The sequence below is a fragment of the Candidatus Contubernalis alkalaceticus genome (assembly GCF_022558445.1).
Taxonomy (GTDB): domain Bacteria; phylum Bacillota; class Dethiobacteria; order SKNC01; family SKNC01; genus Contubernalis; species Contubernalis alkaliaceticus.
This window is the reverse complement of the sequence record NZ_CP054699.1, coordinates 848,446-867,693: the sequence shown is the minus strand read 5'-3', so window position 1 is coordinate 867,693 and position 19,248 is coordinate 848,446. Positions and strand designations below refer to the sequence as shown.

Here is a 19,248-nt window from a genome sequence, read left to right as displayed (position 1 = left end):
AAAAGATACGCCTCCAGCAGTTCATTATATTGATCTTTTGCTGTTGAACAAAATAGATTTTACAGTATCATATACTTCTTTAAGGGGTATTTTATAATTTCTAGCCACTTGAAGACAATCTTCATACTCCGGTGACTGGTTTACAATTTCATTGTCTAATAGGCATGTTTTTACCCGAATGCTCCCCCACTTTGTTTCTACTTTTTCAATTTTTCGTGTTAAATACCATTTGTTAACTAAAGTTTCCCTTATCCCTATGCTGGAGGTTTCTTTAAAAATTATATCTCTCATCAAAGATGTTTTTTCTGTTGTAGTTAAGATAGATAATTTAATGGCAGGTCGGTTTTTTTTCATCTGAATGGAAGTCATATAAACATCTAAAGCTCCGTTTACCAGCAGCTGTTCCAATAGATACTCATAATATTCCGGGTTCATATCGTCAATGTTAGTTTCCAGGAAAACATTCCTTTCAAAACCATATTTTGTATGCTCGTTTTGATCCGTGCTGTCTGCCCATATGATTCTCATAAGGGGAGAATTGTTTTCACAGCTTTTAGTTCCATACCCAGTTTCTTTTATTTCCAAAACCTGGGGAGTCCCAAATCTGTCAACAATTACTCCGAGAAAGGCAGCAAAGAGAGGCGTTGTACTGCATGTTAACACTGATTCGGGGGAATAAAGAAGAATTTTTTTTAGTTTACATATTTCCATTACTTCAGAAGAAAGTAAAAGATCCACTGCCTGTTTGCTGCTGCCTGTATCTATATAAAAAGGTAGGGGCGAGGCAGTTACTGTATTAATCTTAATATGATTTATCAGTTCTAGAGAAGCTGCTAAAAAAAATATTTCTTTCAAGTAATCCTCATTACAAAAGATCAACTCTTCTGGTCTCATATGGTTTAGTTTTGCCTTTGCTTTTGCCCATAAATCTATAATCTCTATCCCTCTGATTTTTGATTCTTGAGAGATTTTAAGCATCCCCCACAAATTTTTTAGCTCTTTTAATGTTTTCATATTCCCATTTAATGGTTTATAGCCTTTTATTTTAGGAACAAAAGCTTTTACAGAATTTCTTTGATTTATTTCTGCATCTATTGATAATTTTAAATCATTGTTTCCTATTATCAAGTTATCTGCCAGCGTTATTTCTTGTATATTATGATTAAGGTTATAGCTTAAGTTCATAAGAGCTCCTGTCATCATTTCTCCACATATTCCTGCACTACAGTCAATATAAAGAACATCCATCTTTTGATTCCCTCTTTCATTGTAAGTCATCTACCCCCCTATTATAAGGTAGATTATCTAAGACCGTCAAACAAAAGATGATTGATAACAGTAGTAAAAATATCATTTTTTCATAAGTAAAAACAAACTGCTGGACCAAAACTCACATTCATGGATTAAATTTTAAAGGATCATCAGTTCTAAGAGTTTTTAATGCCGGGCCTTCTATAATATCTCCCTCGTATGTGAATCTTGAACCATGACATGGGCAGTCCCAGGAAAGTTCCGCTGTATTCCAGGCAAGGTCACACCCCATATGAGTACAGGTAACATTTACGGCATGAATCTTGTTCTTTTCATCCTTATATATTCCCACTTTCTCATCATCATGTACAACAATTTTTGCTTCTCCTGGTTTTATATCCATATCTTTTGAAACAGCCTTCAGTTTATCCCCGATTAAATGCTTTACTACATCAAAGTTGGCAGATGCAAAGTTCTTTATCATTGGGTCTCCTTCAAATCTAGAAGGATTATAAACAGGAGCCCAGGGACTTTCTCCTTTTACAATTAAATCTTTTAACAATATTGCAGAAACTGTGCCATTGGTCATTCCCCATTTTTTAAAACCTGTAGCAACGTAAACGTCCGGACTTTTTGAAGTAATATTTCCTACATAAGGCACATCATCTAAAGTTGTGTAATCCTGCGTAGACCACCTGTAAGGTATTCCTGTGACTTCATATGTTTCTTTAGCAAATTTCATTAGATTTTTATAGTGAATATCTGTGTTGGGCCCCTGTCCTGTTTTATGGTGTTCCCCCCCCATCAGCACAAGCTGTCCATTTTCATAAGGGGTAAAACGAAGAGACCTTCCGGGATCTTCCGCGGTAATATACATACCTCCGGGAAATTTTTCTTTTATAGTTAAACCCAGGACATAAGATCTTTCCGGGTACATCCTGGCAAAATAGTAGCCGCTGCTTCCATAGGCCGGGAAATGAGAAGCAATAATCACTTTTCCTGCAGTAACTGTTTGCCCTCCTTCAATAATTACCTTGCAAGGATTCCCTTCGTGGAAATCAACTGCTCTAGATTGTTCAAATATATAACTGCCATCTCCTGGTATATCCCTGGCAAGGGCAGCTATATACTTACGGGGATGAAACTGAGCCTGATTGTCAAAACGCTCAGCTGCCTTAATTTTAAAGGGAAGAGGAAGTTCTTCTTCATAATAAGCTTTAATCCCCAGACTTGAAGCTGCTTCTACCTCACTTTGTATCTGTTTTATGTATTTTTCAGAGTGAGTATATACATAAGCATCCTGCCTGGAAAAATCACAATCAATCTGCTTTTCATTAATCAATCCCTCTATAAACGCTATGGCGTATTCATTGGCATCTGCATACTGCTGGGCCTTTTCTTTACCCAAATGCTTTATGAGCTTACTGTAAATTAAACTGTGCTGAGAGGTTATTTTAGCAGTGGTGTGTCCTGTAGTCCCTTGGACAATCTTATCGGCTTCAATTACTGCAACTGTTAGATTTTCCTGTTTTAGAAGATACGCAGCAGTAATTCCAACAATTCCGCCCCCAACCACTGCAACATCTACCTTAATATCCTTATCTAAAACAGGATAGTCTGTGGTCTTCCACTGGGCCATCCAATATGGCTGTGGTGGATTTTCAAAACTAATACCTTCAAATCCTGTTATTTTGTCCATTAGAGTCTCCTTAATAATATTTTTTTCATTAGATTTATAATCTGCTACTTTTATTATTTTATTCAAGCTTATACCATTGTCATTCGGGGCGTAGTATTGGGACAGATTGATGGAAAAAGTATTTGGACCTTTTTGGGAAAAGAAACACTAATTGGTTTTGCCATAGGAGCCTTATCCGGTTCAGCGGCAGCATTAATTGCTTACTTCTGGCAGCGAGAACCCCTGATTAGCCTTGTAGTTTTTCTGAGCATGACTCTCACCTGCACTTTGGCTTCTACCATTGGTTATCTCATTCCAATGTTGAGCCACAAATACGGCTTTGACCCGGCGGCCTCTTCAAATCCGTTGATAACTACGATAAAAGATATATCCGGCCTACTAATTTATTTTTCTCTGGCCAATTTTTCCTTACAACAATTATTATAATTTATTTACCTTCACGTTCTGCCGCCACCCAAATAGCCTGGCCTGGAAAAAATAAGAAGATTCTTCCTTTCTATGAAATGCACAGCAAAAAGACTCTTCTACGAAACGTAAAAGAGTCTTAAATATTTTAGTAATTTACTTACATTATGATACTGTTATCTGTGGATCAAGATATACATCCTGAATAGCATTTAAGAGTTCCACTCCATGACCCATTGGCCGTTGAAAAGCTTTACGGCCAGAAATCAAACCCATGCCCCCGGCCCTTTTATTAATAACCGCAGTACGGACAACCTCAGACAGATCATTTTGTCCAGAAGCCCCACCGGAGTTAATCAGCCCTGCACGGCCCATGTAACAACCGGCTACCTGGTAACGGGCCAAATCAATAGGATGATCACTGGTCAGTTCTCCGTATACTCTTTTATTGGTTTTACCGAACTCTTTGCCTGCAGCCTGGCTTACGGCCATGTATCCGGAATTTGTTTCCGGCAGCTTCTGCTTAATGATATCCGCTTCAATGGTAACACCCAGGTGATTGGCCTGAGAGGTAAGATCTGCAGAGCTGTGATAGTCTTTACCATCTATCTTAAAAGCAGAATTGCGCAGATAGCACCAAAGTACCGTAAACAGACCCAGCTGATGGGCCATACTAAAAGCTTCCGATACCTCCTGGATTTGCCTCCTTGATTTCTCGGAACCGAAATAAATGGTGGCCCCCACACCTAATGCTCCTAGATTCCATGCCTGCTTCACTTTGGCAAACATCACCTGGTCATATGTATTGGGAAATGACAGAATTTCGTTGTGATTTAACTTTACAATAAAAGGAATTTTGTGCGCATATTTTCTACTTACCGCTCCTAAAACTCCCAGGGTTGACGCTACAGCATTACAGCCGCCTTCCACAGCCAGTTTTACAATATTTTCTGGATCGAAATATATAGGATTAGGGGCAAATGAAGCTCCGGCCGAATGTTCAATCCCCTGGTCCACCGGTAATATAGAAACAAACCCTGTACCTGCCAGCCTGCCATAATTAAATATCTGCTCCATTGCCCTTAACACCGGAATAGGACGATCGGTACCCGCAACCACTCTGTCGACAAAATCCGGCCCAGGCAGATGAAGCATTGAAGCCGGTATGGTCTCACATTTATGCTCTAATAAATACTCCGCGTCAGTGCCCAAAAGATCAGCAATATTTATCATCATTTAACGCCTCCCTCAATTTTAAACATATGCTCTTTTCAATTACTATTATACTAGATTTTAGGAAAATATCAATTTCCCTCCCGGAAAAAAATTTAATGGGCTGTTTTGTAAACCCATTGTCCAGTTTAGTGGATCGAAAGGTAGTAAGCATATTCTATCGGCCTTCGATAGATTAGCTGTTCATACTTAAAGTTATTAATGTCCTTGTATATGCTTTTTTGAGTTTCAATATTCTTTTTCTTTTCTTCCTCTTAGGTACCAAAATACTATTAATGGGCAATCAACCACTATTACTCCATCCTTGTTTTTCAATTTCTTTAATTATATTATGCTAGATTAGAGATATTGTCATCGTAGCTGCTTTTGCTTTTTATCATCACACCTTTCATGTGTTTTGAATATCATAAAAATAAATCTAGTAGTAAGGATGTGATAATATGGGAAAATGTATTTGCCCTCCAGGACCTCCTGGACCAGAAGGACCACAGGGTCCTCAAGGGGAACAGGGTGAGACCGGGCCACAGGGTCCTCAAGGGGAACAGGGTGAGACTGGGCCACAGGGTCCTCAAGGGGAACAAGGGCCAGCAGGAGGATTGTTAAGTTACGCAGATTTTTTTGCGTTGATGCCTCCTGATAATGCTGCAACAGTTGCTCCCGGTACAGATGTAGACTTTCCCCAAGATGGGCCTACCAGCGGGACTACTATTTTCCGTACTGGTCCCAGCACATTTAACTTGTCTGATATTGGCACTTATCAGGTCTTGTTTCAGGTGAGTGTGGACGAAGCAGGTCAACTGATTCTAACTCTTAATGGCGCTGACCTTGCCTATACAGTAGTCGGCCGAGCGACAGGCACAACTCAGATAGTAGGAATAGCTCTTGTGACTACGACGTCCATCAATTCAATACTCACTGTGCGTAATCCAGCCGGCAATCCAGCGGCACTAACCATCACTCCTCTAGCCGGAGGAACAAGGCCTGTTTCAGCACACCTTGTTATTACACAAATCGCATAGAGAGAAGTATCATAAGTGTTGCCGGGGAGGGTTCTCCCGCAGATGATAAAACACTGTAGCCCTGTTGCATCACAATATAAAAAACATGGCTTTCCTACAATCGCTTTGCACCATTATTTTGACGCAAAGCGACAAACGCTGGAAAGCCCTTTATTACTGAACTTCTTTATTGCTTTCAGAAATTCCTAAAAAGGAGAACCCATAATTACCTCAATATAGTGTGTTTTTTTATCATTTAAAAGCTTTATAATACTATCCTCCAGGTTTTCTCCATCTACAGATATACTGGATACCCCTTGATTGAGGTTTTTGGGATTTCTAACAATGATTTCATAGGTTGTCTCTTCGTATCGATACATCACAGAATACTCTGTCCAGTTCTTAGGTATACATGGTTTTATGATTAGTTGGTCACCATTTTTGCTGAATCCGAGGATATCTTCTAATCCAGCCTGATACACCCAACCTGCGGATCCAGTATACCAAGTCCATCCTCCTCGTCCTATGTGGGGATGCTCACCATATACATCAGCAGCCATTACATAGGGCTCTACTTTGTAGGTGGCATACTCTCTATCAGTACGGGTATGGTTAATGGGATTCAACATCCCAAAAAGTTCCCACGCTTTATCTCCATCACCCAGCATGGCAAATGCTGTAACAACCCAGGCAGCCGCATGGGTGTACTGACCACCATTCTCTCTTACCCCGGGAGGATAACCTTTAATATATCCAGGTTCCATCTCACCCTCATCAAAAGGAGGGGTCAGCAGTTTTATCAAACCGTCATCCCTCATTACCAGGTAATCTTCAAGGGAATCCATCGCTCTTGCAGCCCTTTCATCATTCCCCGCACCTGAAATCACCGCCCAGGCTTGAGCTATGGAGTCAATTTTGCACTCCCTATTGTTTATCGAACCCAGAGGTGCCCCATTGTCAAAAAAGGCCCGTTTGTACCAATTGCCATCCCATGCATTTTCTTCAATGGCATTAACGATTCTTCCACTTAACGCAAGATAACGATCTGACCTGTCAACTTCTCCCATTTCTTGGCAGATTGGAATAAACATTTCTAGTGTTGTGTGTAAAAACCATCCCAGCCATACACTCTCACCCTTTCCTTCAATCCCTACCGTGTTCATCCCATCGTTCCAGTCTCCCCCGCCCATCAATGGCAGTCCCCGTTCGCCAAATTTCAAACCGTTTTCTAATGCCCGAATACAATGATCATAAAGGGAAGAAATCTCTTTAGAAATTTTGGGCTGACAGTATCTCTCATCCTCATGATCTTTTAAAATATCCTCTTCCAAAAATGAAATCTTATTATGCAAAATATCAAAATCTCCTGTAATCCTGACATACTCTGCCGTAACATAGGGTAACCACAAATAGTCATCAGAAATCCGGGTTCTGGTACCCTTTCCGGCGGGTTCATGCCACCAATGCAAAACATCGCCTTCCACAAACTGATGCCGGGCATGCTTTAAAATCTGTTTCTTAGCAATTTGCGGCCAGATTGCAGCAATAGCTAAACAATCCTGCAGCTGATCTCGGAATCCCAAGGCACCGCCAGCTTGATAAAAACCAGATCTTGCCCACATTCTGCAGGAAATCGTTTGATATATAAGCCACCCGTTCAGCATAATATTCATGGCTGTATCAGGCGTTTTTACTTGGATAACCTGTAGTTTATCTTGCCAAAACTTCTTAACATCAGTTAAAGATTTCTTTGCCCCATGTACACTATTAAACTTTTCTACTAATTCATGGACTTTTTTCAAATTCCCAGCCATTCCAAATACGAAAACAATTTCCTTTGTTTCATAGGCCTTCATTCCAATATCTACCTGCATAGCAGCGCAGGGGTCATAGCCCGCTCCGACTGTCCCAGACAAATACTTTCGTTTTAAGGATTCTGGCGATTCTATTTTGCCTTTTCCAAAGAACTCTTTTCGGTCTCCCGTTATAGAACGTTCTTCAATAGATGTATCCATAAAGCAGACCCGATCTGCAAATTCTCTATTATAGGGATTCTCAATGATTAAGGTTCCTCGATTAGTTTTGGCGCTTACCAGATGCCTGGCAGTTTCTTGCGTATTTACTCCCAGAACAGGACTAACATAATAGGTTATGTTTAAATCTCTGGCCGTGGGACTGTTATTGCGCAAACTTATAATACTGATCTTAACCGTACCTTCTACGGGCACAAACTGCACCAAACTTTGTGATATCCCATGGCTCACATGTTCAAATTCAGAATACCCAAATCCATGTTTGATGGTGTAAGCCTCCTCTTCCCGTATGGGAAGGGGCGTAATGGACCATGGTTTCCCCGATTTATCGCTTAAATAAAATATTTCTCCGGGATTGTCAATGACTGGATTATTTGACCATGGGGAGAGTTTGTTTTCTCTGCTGTTTTCGCACCAGGTAAATCCCCCGCCAGACTCCGTAACCATAAACCCAAATTCCGGATTGGCAATCACATTGGCCCAAGGCGCTGGAGTTGTTTGACCCTGTTCAAGCCTTATGACATACTCTTTGCCCTCCCTGTCAAAACCCCCTAAACCATTGAAATAGGATAGTTCCTTTTCATCGGCTGTAGGCTCTGGGAAAAGCCGTTGTTCTAGTGGCTCATCCTTAGATTCTGTAAACAGATCATCATTTGAATCCTTTTCAACAGTGTCTCTTAAGGGCGGAAGCTCTATACTAGATACGTTTTTGATCTGTTCTTCCATGGTGCCATCTTGGCCATTAAATGTCATCCTGGCTGTGGCAGAAAAAAGATTAATCTCCTGAGTTAACATATTATTTGTATTCAGAATAAACACGTCCCCGCAAGAACTTAAAACATCATGGGTTTGACTGGAATATACAACCTCTTTGATCAGCGAAAACAACGGATTGGTGTAACTATTCTCCTCCTTGCAAAGAATTACCAAATCCACCCTCAAATCTTTCAACCGCCAGTATTCATGAGCTTTTAGCACCTCATAGAGGATTTCTACTTCCTCTATGTTATTGAGAATCAAAAGAATGATGGGTCTATCTCCAGAGATTGCATATGGCCACAAAGATGACTGCCCTATACGGTTTTCTTTGATGAGCTGTTGGTGCCGCACCCTGAGGGGACTGATAAACAGGATATGAGAGATCATTTCTTGATACAATTCCATCTGTGACTCCTTAATATTTAGATACTTGGTCTCGACCTGACTTCTGGTAATCGCCAGCCAAAATGCAGCATCACATGTCTCTACCTTTGAATATTTTTCTACCAGTTCCATAAGGGACTTTTTATTATCGGCCATTGTGGTTACAAAGGAAATTCGGGCTGCCTTTCCTGGTTCAATCTTGACTCTTGCCCTAAGGCTAAATATTGGATCTAACACTGCCCCCACTGTGTTAGATAGAGGTTTATCCCGCTCAATGATTGTCGGATTATTGAGCGTATGGCCTCTGCCAATAAAATTCATTCTGTCGGTTTCATACTGTATATCCCCTACCATTTCCCCATCAATCACTGGTATTTCTGCAATCCACATTCCTTTTTCTGCTGGGCTCCTTGGCCGCCGATTGGCCAACAGCGCTTTATACTCAGAATTAAATTCTGTTCTCACAAAAAGATTACTAAAGGCAGGATGGGCCAGATCACACTCCTGGGGAGCCAAAACAGGTTCAAAATAGCTGGTCACCTCTATAACACAGGGAGTGGTTCCATTGTTTTTGAGCCGGACTCTTCGAATTTCCGCAATTTCCCCCGAGGCAACTGCAACTTCCGTAAAGGTTTCTATGTCTCCGTCTGTCCGTCTATAGGTGGCTTTATCCGGCGAAAAAACCACCTCATAATTGTCTGGGAGAACCTGCAGGGGAGCATAGGCAGCAGACCACTTTTGATTTTTATCAATATTTTTGATATAGAAGAACATTCCATAGTTATCAAGAATAGGGTCTTGTCTCCACCTTGATATGTCAACGGTTTTGCTCCTGCTGTAACCTGTTCCTTTGTCCGTTAGCATAACAGAGTAAAGGCCATTGGATAAAATATGGGCCTTGGGAAGACCAAGGCTCGGCGCTCTAAATCTTCTATGTGCGGCCTTATCCTCATAGACCATTCCTTGACGGGGAATTACTTTTTCCTTGTTCTCCTTGGTAAAGACCACATTCAAAGGAACTTTTTCCTGTAGAAGAAGCCTTGCTGCCTTCACATAGGGATCCCTGGAGAACCGCTTCTGCATGGTATATTTATTTAAATAGTTATTCAGAGCCAATAAGCTCATACCCTGATGATGTGCCATGAAACTTCTGATTACTACTCTTTCAGACTGGGAACCAAGGCGTTCCGGCGTATAATCTGCTGCTTCGTAATAACCATAGGGCCCATCTAAACCCTCCGCTTTTAAATATTGAATGTTTTTATACGCATCCCCGGGGTTTACCATCAGTGCTAAGAAGGTGGCATAGGGTGCAGTTACCGCATCTTCAATCAAACCTCTTTTTAGTCCCAGCCAGGGAACTCCAATGGCTTTGTACTGATAATCAAGGTTTATATCCATTAAATTAAAAGAAGACTCTGAACTCCCCCAGGGCATTCCTCTTTGCTTACCATACTTTTTCTGACTTTTTATTACAAAGGAGTAAGTTTCATCTAACAGGGTGTTTCTATAGCTCCTCATGATAACCAGCGGCATGAGATACTCAAACATGGTTCCACTCCAGGAAATGAGACCCTTATAATGATCAACCACCGTAAGAGCTCTCCCCAGCATAAACCAATGCTTGGGGGGAACCTCTCCTCTTGCTATGGCTATATAACTGGTCTGTCTGGCTTCTGATGCCAATAAATCATAATATGAATTTGTCAGCTTTTTGTCATTGATACTGTAACCAATGGAAAAAAGCTGCCTTCTCTGGTCATACAAAAACGTGAACTTAGTATCTTGTGACAAAACATCTATTCGCTCAATTAATTGATAATACTTTTCTAAAAATTCTAGAGTATAGTCGTTAGATTCTATTACAGCATTTCTTAATTCATGAAGCCAGGCCAGCCCTTCCTGAAAAGATACCCCCTCCATTTTCTCTGTTTCTTCTAATAACTGGTCAATTCTTGTTAGCACAAGACTGTTAAAATCAGCTAAATCTTTTAAACATACGTTTGTTTTTAGGATGTCCAATAATTTATGTGTCTCCACCAACAAACCCTCTGACAGCATGTCTTCGGGCATAGTTTCTGTCATATAAACCCAGGGGGCAAATATCTCCAGTTCCTTTTTAAAAATTTCAGCCATTCGCTCCACTTTGGTTTTCCATGCTGGCTTCTTAATATGGGTAACCACAGTGCCCTCAATAAACTCATCCAATGCCTGATTCCATGCCATTGGGTTGATATCGCTCTCATTTTTCACAAAATCAAAACAGGAAAAACCGGGAAGCTCTTCTGCCTCCTGGAGGCCATTTCGAAGAGTATCATTAATTCCTTTGACAAAGACAGCATCCACCAGAGGTCTGGAATAATACTCCTTCAAACCTTGAGCCAGGGTAATCAAGTAGCAAACAAAATTCCCGCTATCCACCGTAGATACGTAAAGGGGTTTTAGTGGTTCAAGAGTTCTGGTATCATACCAGTTATATAAATGTCCATTCCACTTCTCCATTTTTTCGATAGTAGTTACCGTTTTCGAAATTGCTTCAAAGGTTTCCAGTATCCCTGTATACCCCATATCTCTTCCCGAAAGAGAGGCCAAAAGCCCTAATCCGATATTGGTTGGAGATGTTCTATAGGCAATTCCTCTTGGAGGATCTTCCTGAAAATTATCTGGAGCAAGGAAATTGTTTTTGGCGTTTGCAAACTCTTCAAAATACCGCCACGTTTTTCTTGTTATTTTACCCAACTCTAACAAAGCTTCCTGACCTAACTTTTCCTGCTCAATATTAATGTCTTTACTGATAACGTAGGCAATAAAGGGAGAAACCCCCCATATAACCAAAAATACTAAACTTAAATGTAAACTTTCCGGCTTAAAAAAGTAGGCCAAAACAGCAAGGGCGAAACCCTGAATAACACTTATTGACATGGCAGATAAATAACTTTTTAAAGAACTGCTTTGATACTTATCAGCATCGGCGGAGGTTACCCATTCCAGCATGTTTTTCTTGGTGATAAGGACACGGACTAGTGTGACCACAATAGCATCTAAGGCCCTTTTTGCCTGATATGGTAGAAAAATGATCGCTAGCAAGAATTGGTAGAATGCAGCCTTTAGTCCAAAGAAGCCTGGAATATGCCTCTTAATTTTGTCTGATTTCAGCCCGCCAGCAAACATCTGCTCCCATAAACTTATGCCAAAAGTGACTAAAAGTGCAGCAATACCAAAGCCTGTCCAAAAACAGCTGCTTCCTGGAAGAACACTAAAGCCTAGAAAAATCAAAACCATTATAGAAGGCGCCAAGAGACTTCTTCTTAAGTTGTCCCCAATCTTCCAGATGGAAATAAATGACAGTGGGTTTTTTATGAGCCTATTATTTCTATCATTAACATTACTCCGTAACCATGGTATTAACTGCCAATCTCCTCTTATCCATCTATAAAGTCTTGTCATATAAGAATTATATTTAGATGGATAAGAATCCACCAGTTCCAGGTCTGTGACCAGTGCAGCTCTTACATAAGAGCCTTCCAATAAATCATGGCTGAGGATGGCATTATCAGGTACTGCCTCTTTTAATATACTTTGAAAAACTCTTAAATCATAAATGCCCTTACCTGTAAAAATCCCTTCTCCAAAAAGATCCTGATACACATCGGATATTGCACTGGCATAGGGGTCTATTCCCTCCTGCCCTGTATAAATCCTTGAGAAGATGGACCTGTTGGAGCTGTCCATATCAAAAGAAATTCTAGGCTGCATGAGTCCATGCCCTTCGGTAACAATACCTTTCCTATGATCAATGACAGGCATATTGAGAGGATGGGCCATGGTGCCAATCATTTTTTTGGCCATCCCCAGAGGCAAAACCGTATCCGCATCTAAGGTTATAATATATTTGATATGGGTGGGAATGGATGTGTTGGAATAAAAGGAGAAACTAGTCTCGTCTGAACCAAGTAGCATGTCATTAAGTTCTATTAATGCACCTCTTTTTCTTTCCCATCCTGTCCAGAGGTCATCACCTGCATTGTATTTCCTGCATCTGTTATAAAAAAAGAAAATGTCCTGTTCTTCTTTTGCATACTTTTTATTCAAAGCCTTTATTCCCTCAAAGGCTTCCAGCAAAACACTCTCATCTTCATCTTTGCTTGATTCAGCTGCATCTTGAAATGCTCCAATTAAGGCGAAGTATAAGTTATCTTCGGTATTTGCCAGGTAATGATTTTCCATATTTCCCAATAGTTCTGTTACCCGTTTCGCATCTGGAAGCAGGGCTGGGATTACAACCATGGTGCTCATGGCATCTAAAACCCCATCCTTTAGTTCAAGCCGTGGGAAAACTACTGGTTTTGTTACTTTACAGACCAACCAATTCACAATAGAAATAACCATCTCTGAAGCAGGGATAAGAACAGCTAACCCTGCAATAACTGCATAAAACAGATAATTTGCATCTAGAAATTTCAGGGCATAGTTTATGGGAAATATTAGGACAAGCATGGTGAGGGCGCTTATGGAACCCATGTAAATTAGAGCGGGGTTATTTTTTACTGAATGTATTATCTTTCTGAAAAATGTTCTCTTTTCAAGTTGTCCGCTTTCAAGTTTTCTGACCCCTTTCCCTACTAGATAATATCCCACGTGGGCTCTTCTGCTATATTTGTTCTCGTCATCTTTTCTATTTATGTTTTCTACGTAAGCTTCCTGAGCAAGGCCTATGGCTTCTCTTGCTATCTGAAGTTCTGAAACGCCATACGCCTTTGCAAGCTTTGCAATTTGCCTCCTGTAATAATTACGGGAGTTGGTATCCATAAGCGTATATGTTCCATCGGGATCCTGCCTGAGGATCTTTTCCAAAAAGCTGGTTGACTCAAACACATCAACCCAATTAAGGTTTGAAACATATTTAAGACTTACGATGCAGTTTCCCATAGAGACAGTGCTAACAGCCTGCTTATTATGTTCTTTTTGAGCAATAATTTCTGCTGTGGTATTAAATTTATCAAGGTTTTCGTCAATATATCTTAGAACATCTGAGTACCGGCGGCCTGATCTTCTTAATCTGTAGAATAAGTGTTCCACGAAGGATGGATTGGCTTCATCAATGGCTGCTTTATTGTTTTCAAATAGCTTTACAATATTTTCTAATTCAACAGAATCTTCGGACAACCATTCTTCAACGATTTTATCCGCTAAATTCCACTGCTTTTGTGTTTCCTCTATTTTTTCACTCAGTATTCTTATCTTCTCTATGAGAGCCAGTCTAATCACTGTGGGAATGATACATATCTCCCTCTCAAAAAGAATATTGTGAGATTGGTAGGCCTTGAGATATTTGAGCAGCGTACTTTCACCAATTTGACCATCAATCTGGGCTACCAGTTCCAGTGCTATGGCAAAGATTCTTGTATAACCCTTATACGGTCCATTTTTTAATACCGGCAAACCAAAGTATTCCTTCTTTGATAGGTCTTGTCGGATGCTTTTTACCTGTTCTTCAATAATATAAAAATTATCAAGGAGCCATTCTGCAGCAGGCGGAACTGTTCGCTTCGCCATCACATCATCGTTTAATCCTTTGTAGACACGAAGAATATAGCTATAATTATCATTCATCCGGGTCAAAGGCCAATTCAGTATGTTTGTTTTGGAAGTAACAGCATGTTCTAACCCCATATTCCTGGCGTGATCCTCAAGTTCTTCCACTGTCAAAGAGGCGACCCGGATATGAATATTCCTGGTTTTTCGAATCTTAAGCAAAACAGCCCATAATAATATAGCCAAAAGAAGTGCGAAACCAATTTCAAAAGTATAATTAAAGTATGGAAAACTCATTTTTTGCATCTCCTCAAATCTTATAATGAAAAACTCAAGTTAAAAAAAAACACCTTTGACAGCTGTTCTGTGTGTAACCAGAAATTAATTGTAGACGAGCCTTTGGGGAATATCCCAAAAAATTACACATCCCCGTCCTGATTTCTATTATACCACACACAGAGCTCAATTCTGTTAAAGGCTGATCTTAAATGTGTATACAATAATAATATTTTTGTTACGAAAAGTTAATAAACAATTTGAATCGGGGCATCAAGATGCCGGCGGCGGAATTCGGATATGCTCCAGTAGTCCATGATGTAATATCTATACAATGTAAAACAAATCCAATCAATGTAACATTATTAATAACTGATTCTTCGTTAGAGAGTTATTTTTAAAAATCGGTATGCCGTCCAGCACAACACCGTAACCATTCTTCTGATCAATCTTCCCCAGTTGTTCTCTATTAAAGCTTATCTCTCCCAGGTGAACAGAACCTTGAAAAAATATTCCCTTTTCATCTCTATCACTATGCGGGATTTTTTCTAACATGCGCTCTATAATTTGGCTGTTATTATTAGACAACACAACATATTCACCATCAATTGTAACAGCAAATGAAAATGACTGACCTTTGTAAATGTGTTAAAATATAATTACATATGGGAAAAGGTCTCTTAGATCGCACGTGCGGAGTAAGAAAGGAGGGCTATTAAATGTTAGAAGAGGCAAAAGATAATTTATTAAAAATAACTGAATCTTTAAAAGAAAATACTGACACTAAACTTGCTGCAAAATTAAAGCTTGATTTACTTGAGAGATTCATAAAGCGTATTATAGAATTTTCTGATGACTGCATTGACTGTGGAAACTTTATTATGCAAACAGAGAGAATCCTCAAAGAACTTGACGCTAACCCAAATTCTATAGACCAGGCGGCGCTGGAAGTTCATCATTTGAATTTAAAAAAAATAATAGCTCATCTTCAAAGTGAGCACAAATTGGTGAAAGATGGGCACTATTTCGAAACTTATTTATCAATGGGGGTTGCCTTTGGATTTATTTTAGGATTATTGATTAACAACTTAGCATTGGGATTCTCGTTTGGGTTAGTTATTGGAACTGCCATTGGTTCAATCCAGGACGCAAATGCAAAAAATAAAGGCCTGCTGATCTAACAACATATTTCCTTATGCATTTTCACTTTTCGAATGTAAAAACTTACTTATTACTTCTGCTAGTTCTTCAATTTTATAGGGCTTGGATACAACACCACTGAAACCATATTCACTATAATAGGACATGACAGGGTCACTGGAATAACCACTGGAAACAATGGCTTTTATTGTAGGGTCGATTTTTAAAAGCCTTTTGATAGTTTCCCTTCCGCCCATTCCACCTGGTATAGTCAGGTCCATAACAACCAAGTCAAAGGGTTTACCTTCCTCCAGGGCTTGAATGTATTTCTCTATGGCTTCTGCCCCATCCCTGGCAAAATCCGATTCATAACCCAGCAGGGAAAGCATTTCACAGGCTACCTCCCGAATTTTCCTTTCATCATCCATGACCAGCACTTTCCCCTGGCCGCTGTAATAAACTTTCCCAGTTCCACTCCTCCAATTTCATCCATTAGAATAATTTTTTTGCCTTGGGCTTCTGCCCTTCTTAATGCATTAGTAACCGTTTTGATAAAGACCTCTCCCCTTACCTTCCACCGGCTTCCGCTGCGGTAAAAAAAGGGTTCCACCTCAGATAGGTTTTGAACATGTTTTTCCAACACATAGGTTTCCATATTCCCAAGACTATTTACAGTAAAACCCTGGTAACTTTCTCCCACATAAATTCGCTGGACAAAAAATCCCCCCGACAGGTCCCCGTAGGGGAGAAGGGATTGCCGAATTATTTGAGATTTCCCCAGCCTGATATCTCCCTCTAACATCAGATGTATTTTCATTTTCTGTCTCCTTTTGAAAGCAGCCTTGTGATGATAATATATAAACTGTAGAGGTTAACCAAATCCTTTACGGAAACAGACCTGTTTATCTCTTTTCTGCAGCCCACTGTTAACTCTTTTCTGCAGCCCACTGGTAATACACAAGACTGCCTCCAGAACTCCCCCGGCAACTGCCCTGGCTTTATCCGATATGGTGAAACAATATTTTCTTCTGGCCCTAGGGTCAATATCTCCTACCTTCATGTTTTTAAACAAAAAAAATAAACTCGCACAGTACGAGCTTATTCTACAAATTTTTCATTTTATCTTCTCGTTTTATTCTTTATCAATGCACCATCAAATAGGACTAAAATAGTTTTACATAAGCCTTTTTTACTGGGGACGACATTGTTCAAAGAGGCCAATTAATACAATACCGTCCAGATTTGGTTCTACCACCGGGAACCCCGTCTCTGCTGTTACAATGATGTCCTGGAAGGGGGCTATTTGTTCACCTTCTCCAAATAAAAAGGCTCCCACCCAAACACCGGGCTCTATTATAACAGGCCCTGTCTGGAGCAATTGAAAGGGAATTGGGGGAAGGCCGGGGCGTCTAATCCAAGCGACATAGATTTCCCCACCAAAAGTTTCTGGGGGTGGCAGTCCAATAGTAGAGACCAATACGTTTCCTCCCTCAGGAGTTTGGAAAACCCGAGCAACACCGCCGGCTTCTGCTTCCGGCAGTACTGGAACGTTTGCGGTCCTAAACAACAGCATACAGCATTCAATAGTTGGAATTCTGGTTGGTACGCAAATTTGCTGTCCTGGAAAAATAATATTAGAATTTGGAATTTGAGGATTAACAGCAATTAAGTTATCTAGGGATACATTAAACCTTTGCGCAATTAAAAAAAGGGTATCTCCTCTCTGCACAGTATATATAAACCCTGTGCAAACTTTTGGGGGAGGAGGGATATTACCACTCATAGTTTTTCCTCCTTGTCTAAATTAATCTACTTTATCCGATGACTAACAGTTTTACCCCCAACTTAGATAAGTGCTGATAATAACTGTACAGTCACTAGGTTTGTTCCACTAACTATCAAAAGGAGATGAAGAAACCCCACTGATAGAAGTTTCACTCTATTATATGTAGAAACGGTAAAGATGTTACGATATTCAACCTGAATCATCCTTCAAAGTCGGCTACTACGTTATCCCGCCGATAGTGTGCCCCTGCAGTAAAGTGATGTATACTCACCGATTCCCCTTTGGATATGATGCAAAAGTGTTCATCGTATGGACCTGTCAGGAGCTTTTTTAAAAACCAAATATCTCCCTTTTCTAAGACCAGCTGCAAGTTGGTTTTTTGAGCAAACTCTTCAGCACCGGGCAAAGCGTCTTCAACTTTATAAGCTCCGGTATCAATTAACATCAGATAATCATAGTGCTTAAGCATCAGGTCAAACACTCTTTTTGCCTTTTTGGGCCCGAACTTTTTTAAAACATGGCTGTATTCATTCAGTATGCTTTTTTTACTTTCCATCCAGCCTTTCGTGAGAAAATAAGTATTTGTTTTTCGTGTAAAGTTTTCAGTTGGAAGACTCATCAACATAGATATACAGTCATCCGTCTTTGGAATAATAAGGTTAGCTGTAGAAGCTTTTAACCCAACCAGGCCATTACCACAGCACCCGAAGGCAAAAAGTACATTATCAACATCTTTTAGCTGGTCTATTTCACTTTGCAGCTTGCCCCTTAGTTTATCGGGATCCATATGGTAATCTGAATCCACCCAGTTTATGGGGTAATTTTTTTTGGTTAGTTTTATAACCATATCCAGTTCATCCTGGAGCACTCTGCAGGCAATAATAATATTGTTCATACGTATCAGCCCCATTTTTTAAATAATTAATTGCAGTGATTCATACAATTTTAAAGTGTAAATTATTATAAGATAATTACCTCAAAATAACCAAAGGCTCAAGCATAGAACTTTCTTAAGATTAGATATTTTCACCGGCTCGTTCTTCAAACAAATAATAGCTATCAGTGGGTTTGAATAACACCCGGTTCATTTCCTGCCATGATTCTCTTGCTGTTTTATAAGCTTCCATTCCCTTCATAGTCAAAGCATATATTTTCCTCTTTCTTCCCGATACTTTTTTTATAGTACAATTCACGTAGCCACCCTTTAAAAATTCATTCAGTACAGGATATAAAGCACCTTCACTGGGGGAGCAGCGTCCACTGGTCATCATATTAATCCGTTTAGCAATTGCGTAACAGTGCATAGGGCTGCTCTTTAATATACTCAGTATAAAAAAACGAGATAAGCCCATTTTTAATAGTCCACTCCAGTAATTCTTGTCTAGATAGTTATTCATTCCTGTCATCCTTTCTATCTCCCTCTCAATAACAGCTGCCGTTATAAAATTACACTGATAATATTCTCTCTTTCAGGCAATCATTATTATCAGTTATTCGTGCCTTGAACTAGAAGCTTGAAATTTTCTAATACCGTTATCTATAATACAGCCTACGGCTTTATTATTTTCCTGTTACCGCTATTTCTACTACGCCTTATAATATACATGTATATACAAATTATATTATGGTTCCATTCTCTTTGTCAACACCGGAAAATATAAATATATAAATTTAGTAACTAGCCCCCGCAGAACAAATATCTTAAGCTGTTCACCAACAAAAAAACAGTGAGCTATCAAGACTTCCCCT

At 39.8% G+C, this 19,248-nt stretch carries 13 protein-coding genes and 1 pseudogene; 3 read left to right on the top strand and 11 right to left on the bottom strand.

All coding sequences use genetic code 11. The features are described 5' to 3' along the window. Nucleotides 1–24: 24 nt before the first annotated feature. The gene (gene larC2, locus HUE98_RS04185; protein ID WP_241422614.1) at nt 25–1,278 is read right to left on the bottom strand and encodes a nickel pincer cofactor biosynthesis protein LarC2; all 1,254 of its coding nucleotides are present in this window, start codon (nt 1,276–1,278) and stop codon (nt 25–27) included. A 118-nt stretch (nt 1,279–1,396) separates the two neighbouring features. Then, a complete protein-coding gene (locus HUE98_RS04180; RefSeq protein WP_241422613.1) occupies nt 1,397–2,950 on the bottom strand; it encodes an FAD-dependent oxidoreductase in 1,554 nt (517 codons plus the stop codon). A gap of 18 nt (nt 2,951–2,968) precedes the next feature. Here HUE98_RS04180 and HUE98_RS04175 point away from each other — a divergent pair, with 18 nt between their 5' ends. Next, a complete protein-coding gene (locus HUE98_RS04175; protein WP_407080299.1) occupies nt 2,969–3,376 on the top strand; it encodes a magnesium transporter in 408 nt (135 codons plus the stop codon). A 144-nt stretch (nt 3,377–3,520) separates the two neighbouring features. Here the strand turns inward: HUE98_RS04175 and HUE98_RS04170 are convergent, their stop codons facing one another. Further along, on the bottom strand, nt 3,521–4,591 hold the full coding sequence (locus HUE98_RS04170) for a class I fructose-bisphosphate aldolase (protein WP_241422611.1): 1,071 nt from the start codon (nt 4,589–4,591) through the stop codon (nt 3,521–3,523). 437 nt (nt 4,592–5,028) lie between these two features. Here HUE98_RS04170 and HUE98_RS04165 point away from each other — a divergent pair, with 437 nt between their 5' ends. Then, on the top strand, nt 5,029–5,607 hold the full coding sequence (locus HUE98_RS04165) for a collagen-like protein (protein ID WP_241422610.1): 579 nt from the start codon (nt 5,029–5,031) through the stop codon (nt 5,605–5,607). A gap of 185 nt (nt 5,608–5,792) precedes the next feature. On the opposite strand, the gene HUE98_RS04160 is transcribed toward HUE98_RS04165, so the two are convergent. Continuing rightward, nucleotides 5,793–14,594 carry a GH36-type glycosyl hydrolase domain-containing protein gene (locus HUE98_RS04160; RefSeq protein ID WP_241422609.1) on the bottom strand — a complete coding sequence of 2,934 codons (8,802 nt, stop codon included), beginning with the start codon at nt 14,592–14,594 and terminating at the stop codon, nt 5,793–5,795. 330 nt (nt 14,595–14,924) lie between these two features. After that, nucleotides 14,925–15,164 carry a hypothetical protein gene (locus tag HUE98_RS04155; RefSeq protein WP_241422608.1) on the bottom strand — a complete coding sequence of 80 codons (240 nt, stop codon included), beginning with the start codon at nt 15,162–15,164 and terminating at the stop codon, nt 14,925–14,927. A gap of 128 nt (nt 15,165–15,292) precedes the next feature. Between HUE98_RS04155 and HUE98_RS04150 the strand changes: the two genes are divergently transcribed. Continuing rightward, nucleotides 15,293–15,754, top strand: coding sequence for a hypothetical protein (locus HUE98_RS04150; protein ID WP_241422607.1), 462 nt, complete (start codon nt 15,293–15,295; stop codon nt 15,752–15,754). 12 nt (nt 15,755–15,766) lie between these two features. Here HUE98_RS04150 and HUE98_RS04145 read toward each other — a convergent pair whose 3' ends face one another. The 6 genes and pseudogenes from HUE98_RS04145 to HUE98_RS04120 form a co-directional block, all read right to left on the bottom strand. Beyond that, nucleotides 15,767–16,141, bottom strand: a complete 375-nt coding sequence (locus tag HUE98_RS04145; protein WP_241422606.1) for a response regulator — start codon at nt 16,139–16,141, stop codon at nt 15,767–15,769. After that, complete coding sequence (locus tag HUE98_RS04140; protein WP_241422605.1) at nt 16,111–16,530, bottom strand: nucleoside-triphosphatase; 420 nt, start codon at nt 16,528–16,530, stop codon at nt 16,111–16,113. The genes HUE98_RS04145 and HUE98_RS04140 overlap by 31 nt, the downstream gene beginning before the upstream one ends. Before the next feature lie 54 nt (nt 16,531–16,584). Continuing rightward, nucleotides 16,585–16,779, bottom strand: a pseudogene (locus tag HUE98_RS17850) (hypothetical protein); the annotation flags it as partial. A 123-nt stretch (nt 16,780–16,902) separates the two neighbouring features. After that, complete coding sequence (locus HUE98_RS04130) at nt 16,903–17,496, bottom strand: LysM peptidoglycan-binding domain-containing protein (protein ID WP_241422604.1); 594 nt, start codon at nt 17,494–17,496, stop codon at nt 16,903–16,905. 202 nt (nt 17,497–17,698) lie between these two features. Next, nucleotides 17,699–18,394, bottom strand: a complete 696-nt coding sequence (locus HUE98_RS04125) for a DUF1638 domain-containing protein (RefSeq protein ID WP_241422603.1) — start codon at nt 18,392–18,394, stop codon at nt 17,699–17,701. 121 nt (nt 18,395–18,515) lie between these two features. Then, a complete protein-coding gene (locus tag HUE98_RS04120) occupies nt 18,516–18,905 on the bottom strand; it encodes a PadR family transcriptional regulator (protein WP_241422602.1) in 390 nt (129 codons plus the stop codon). Nucleotides 18,906–19,248: the final 343 nt, after the last annotated feature.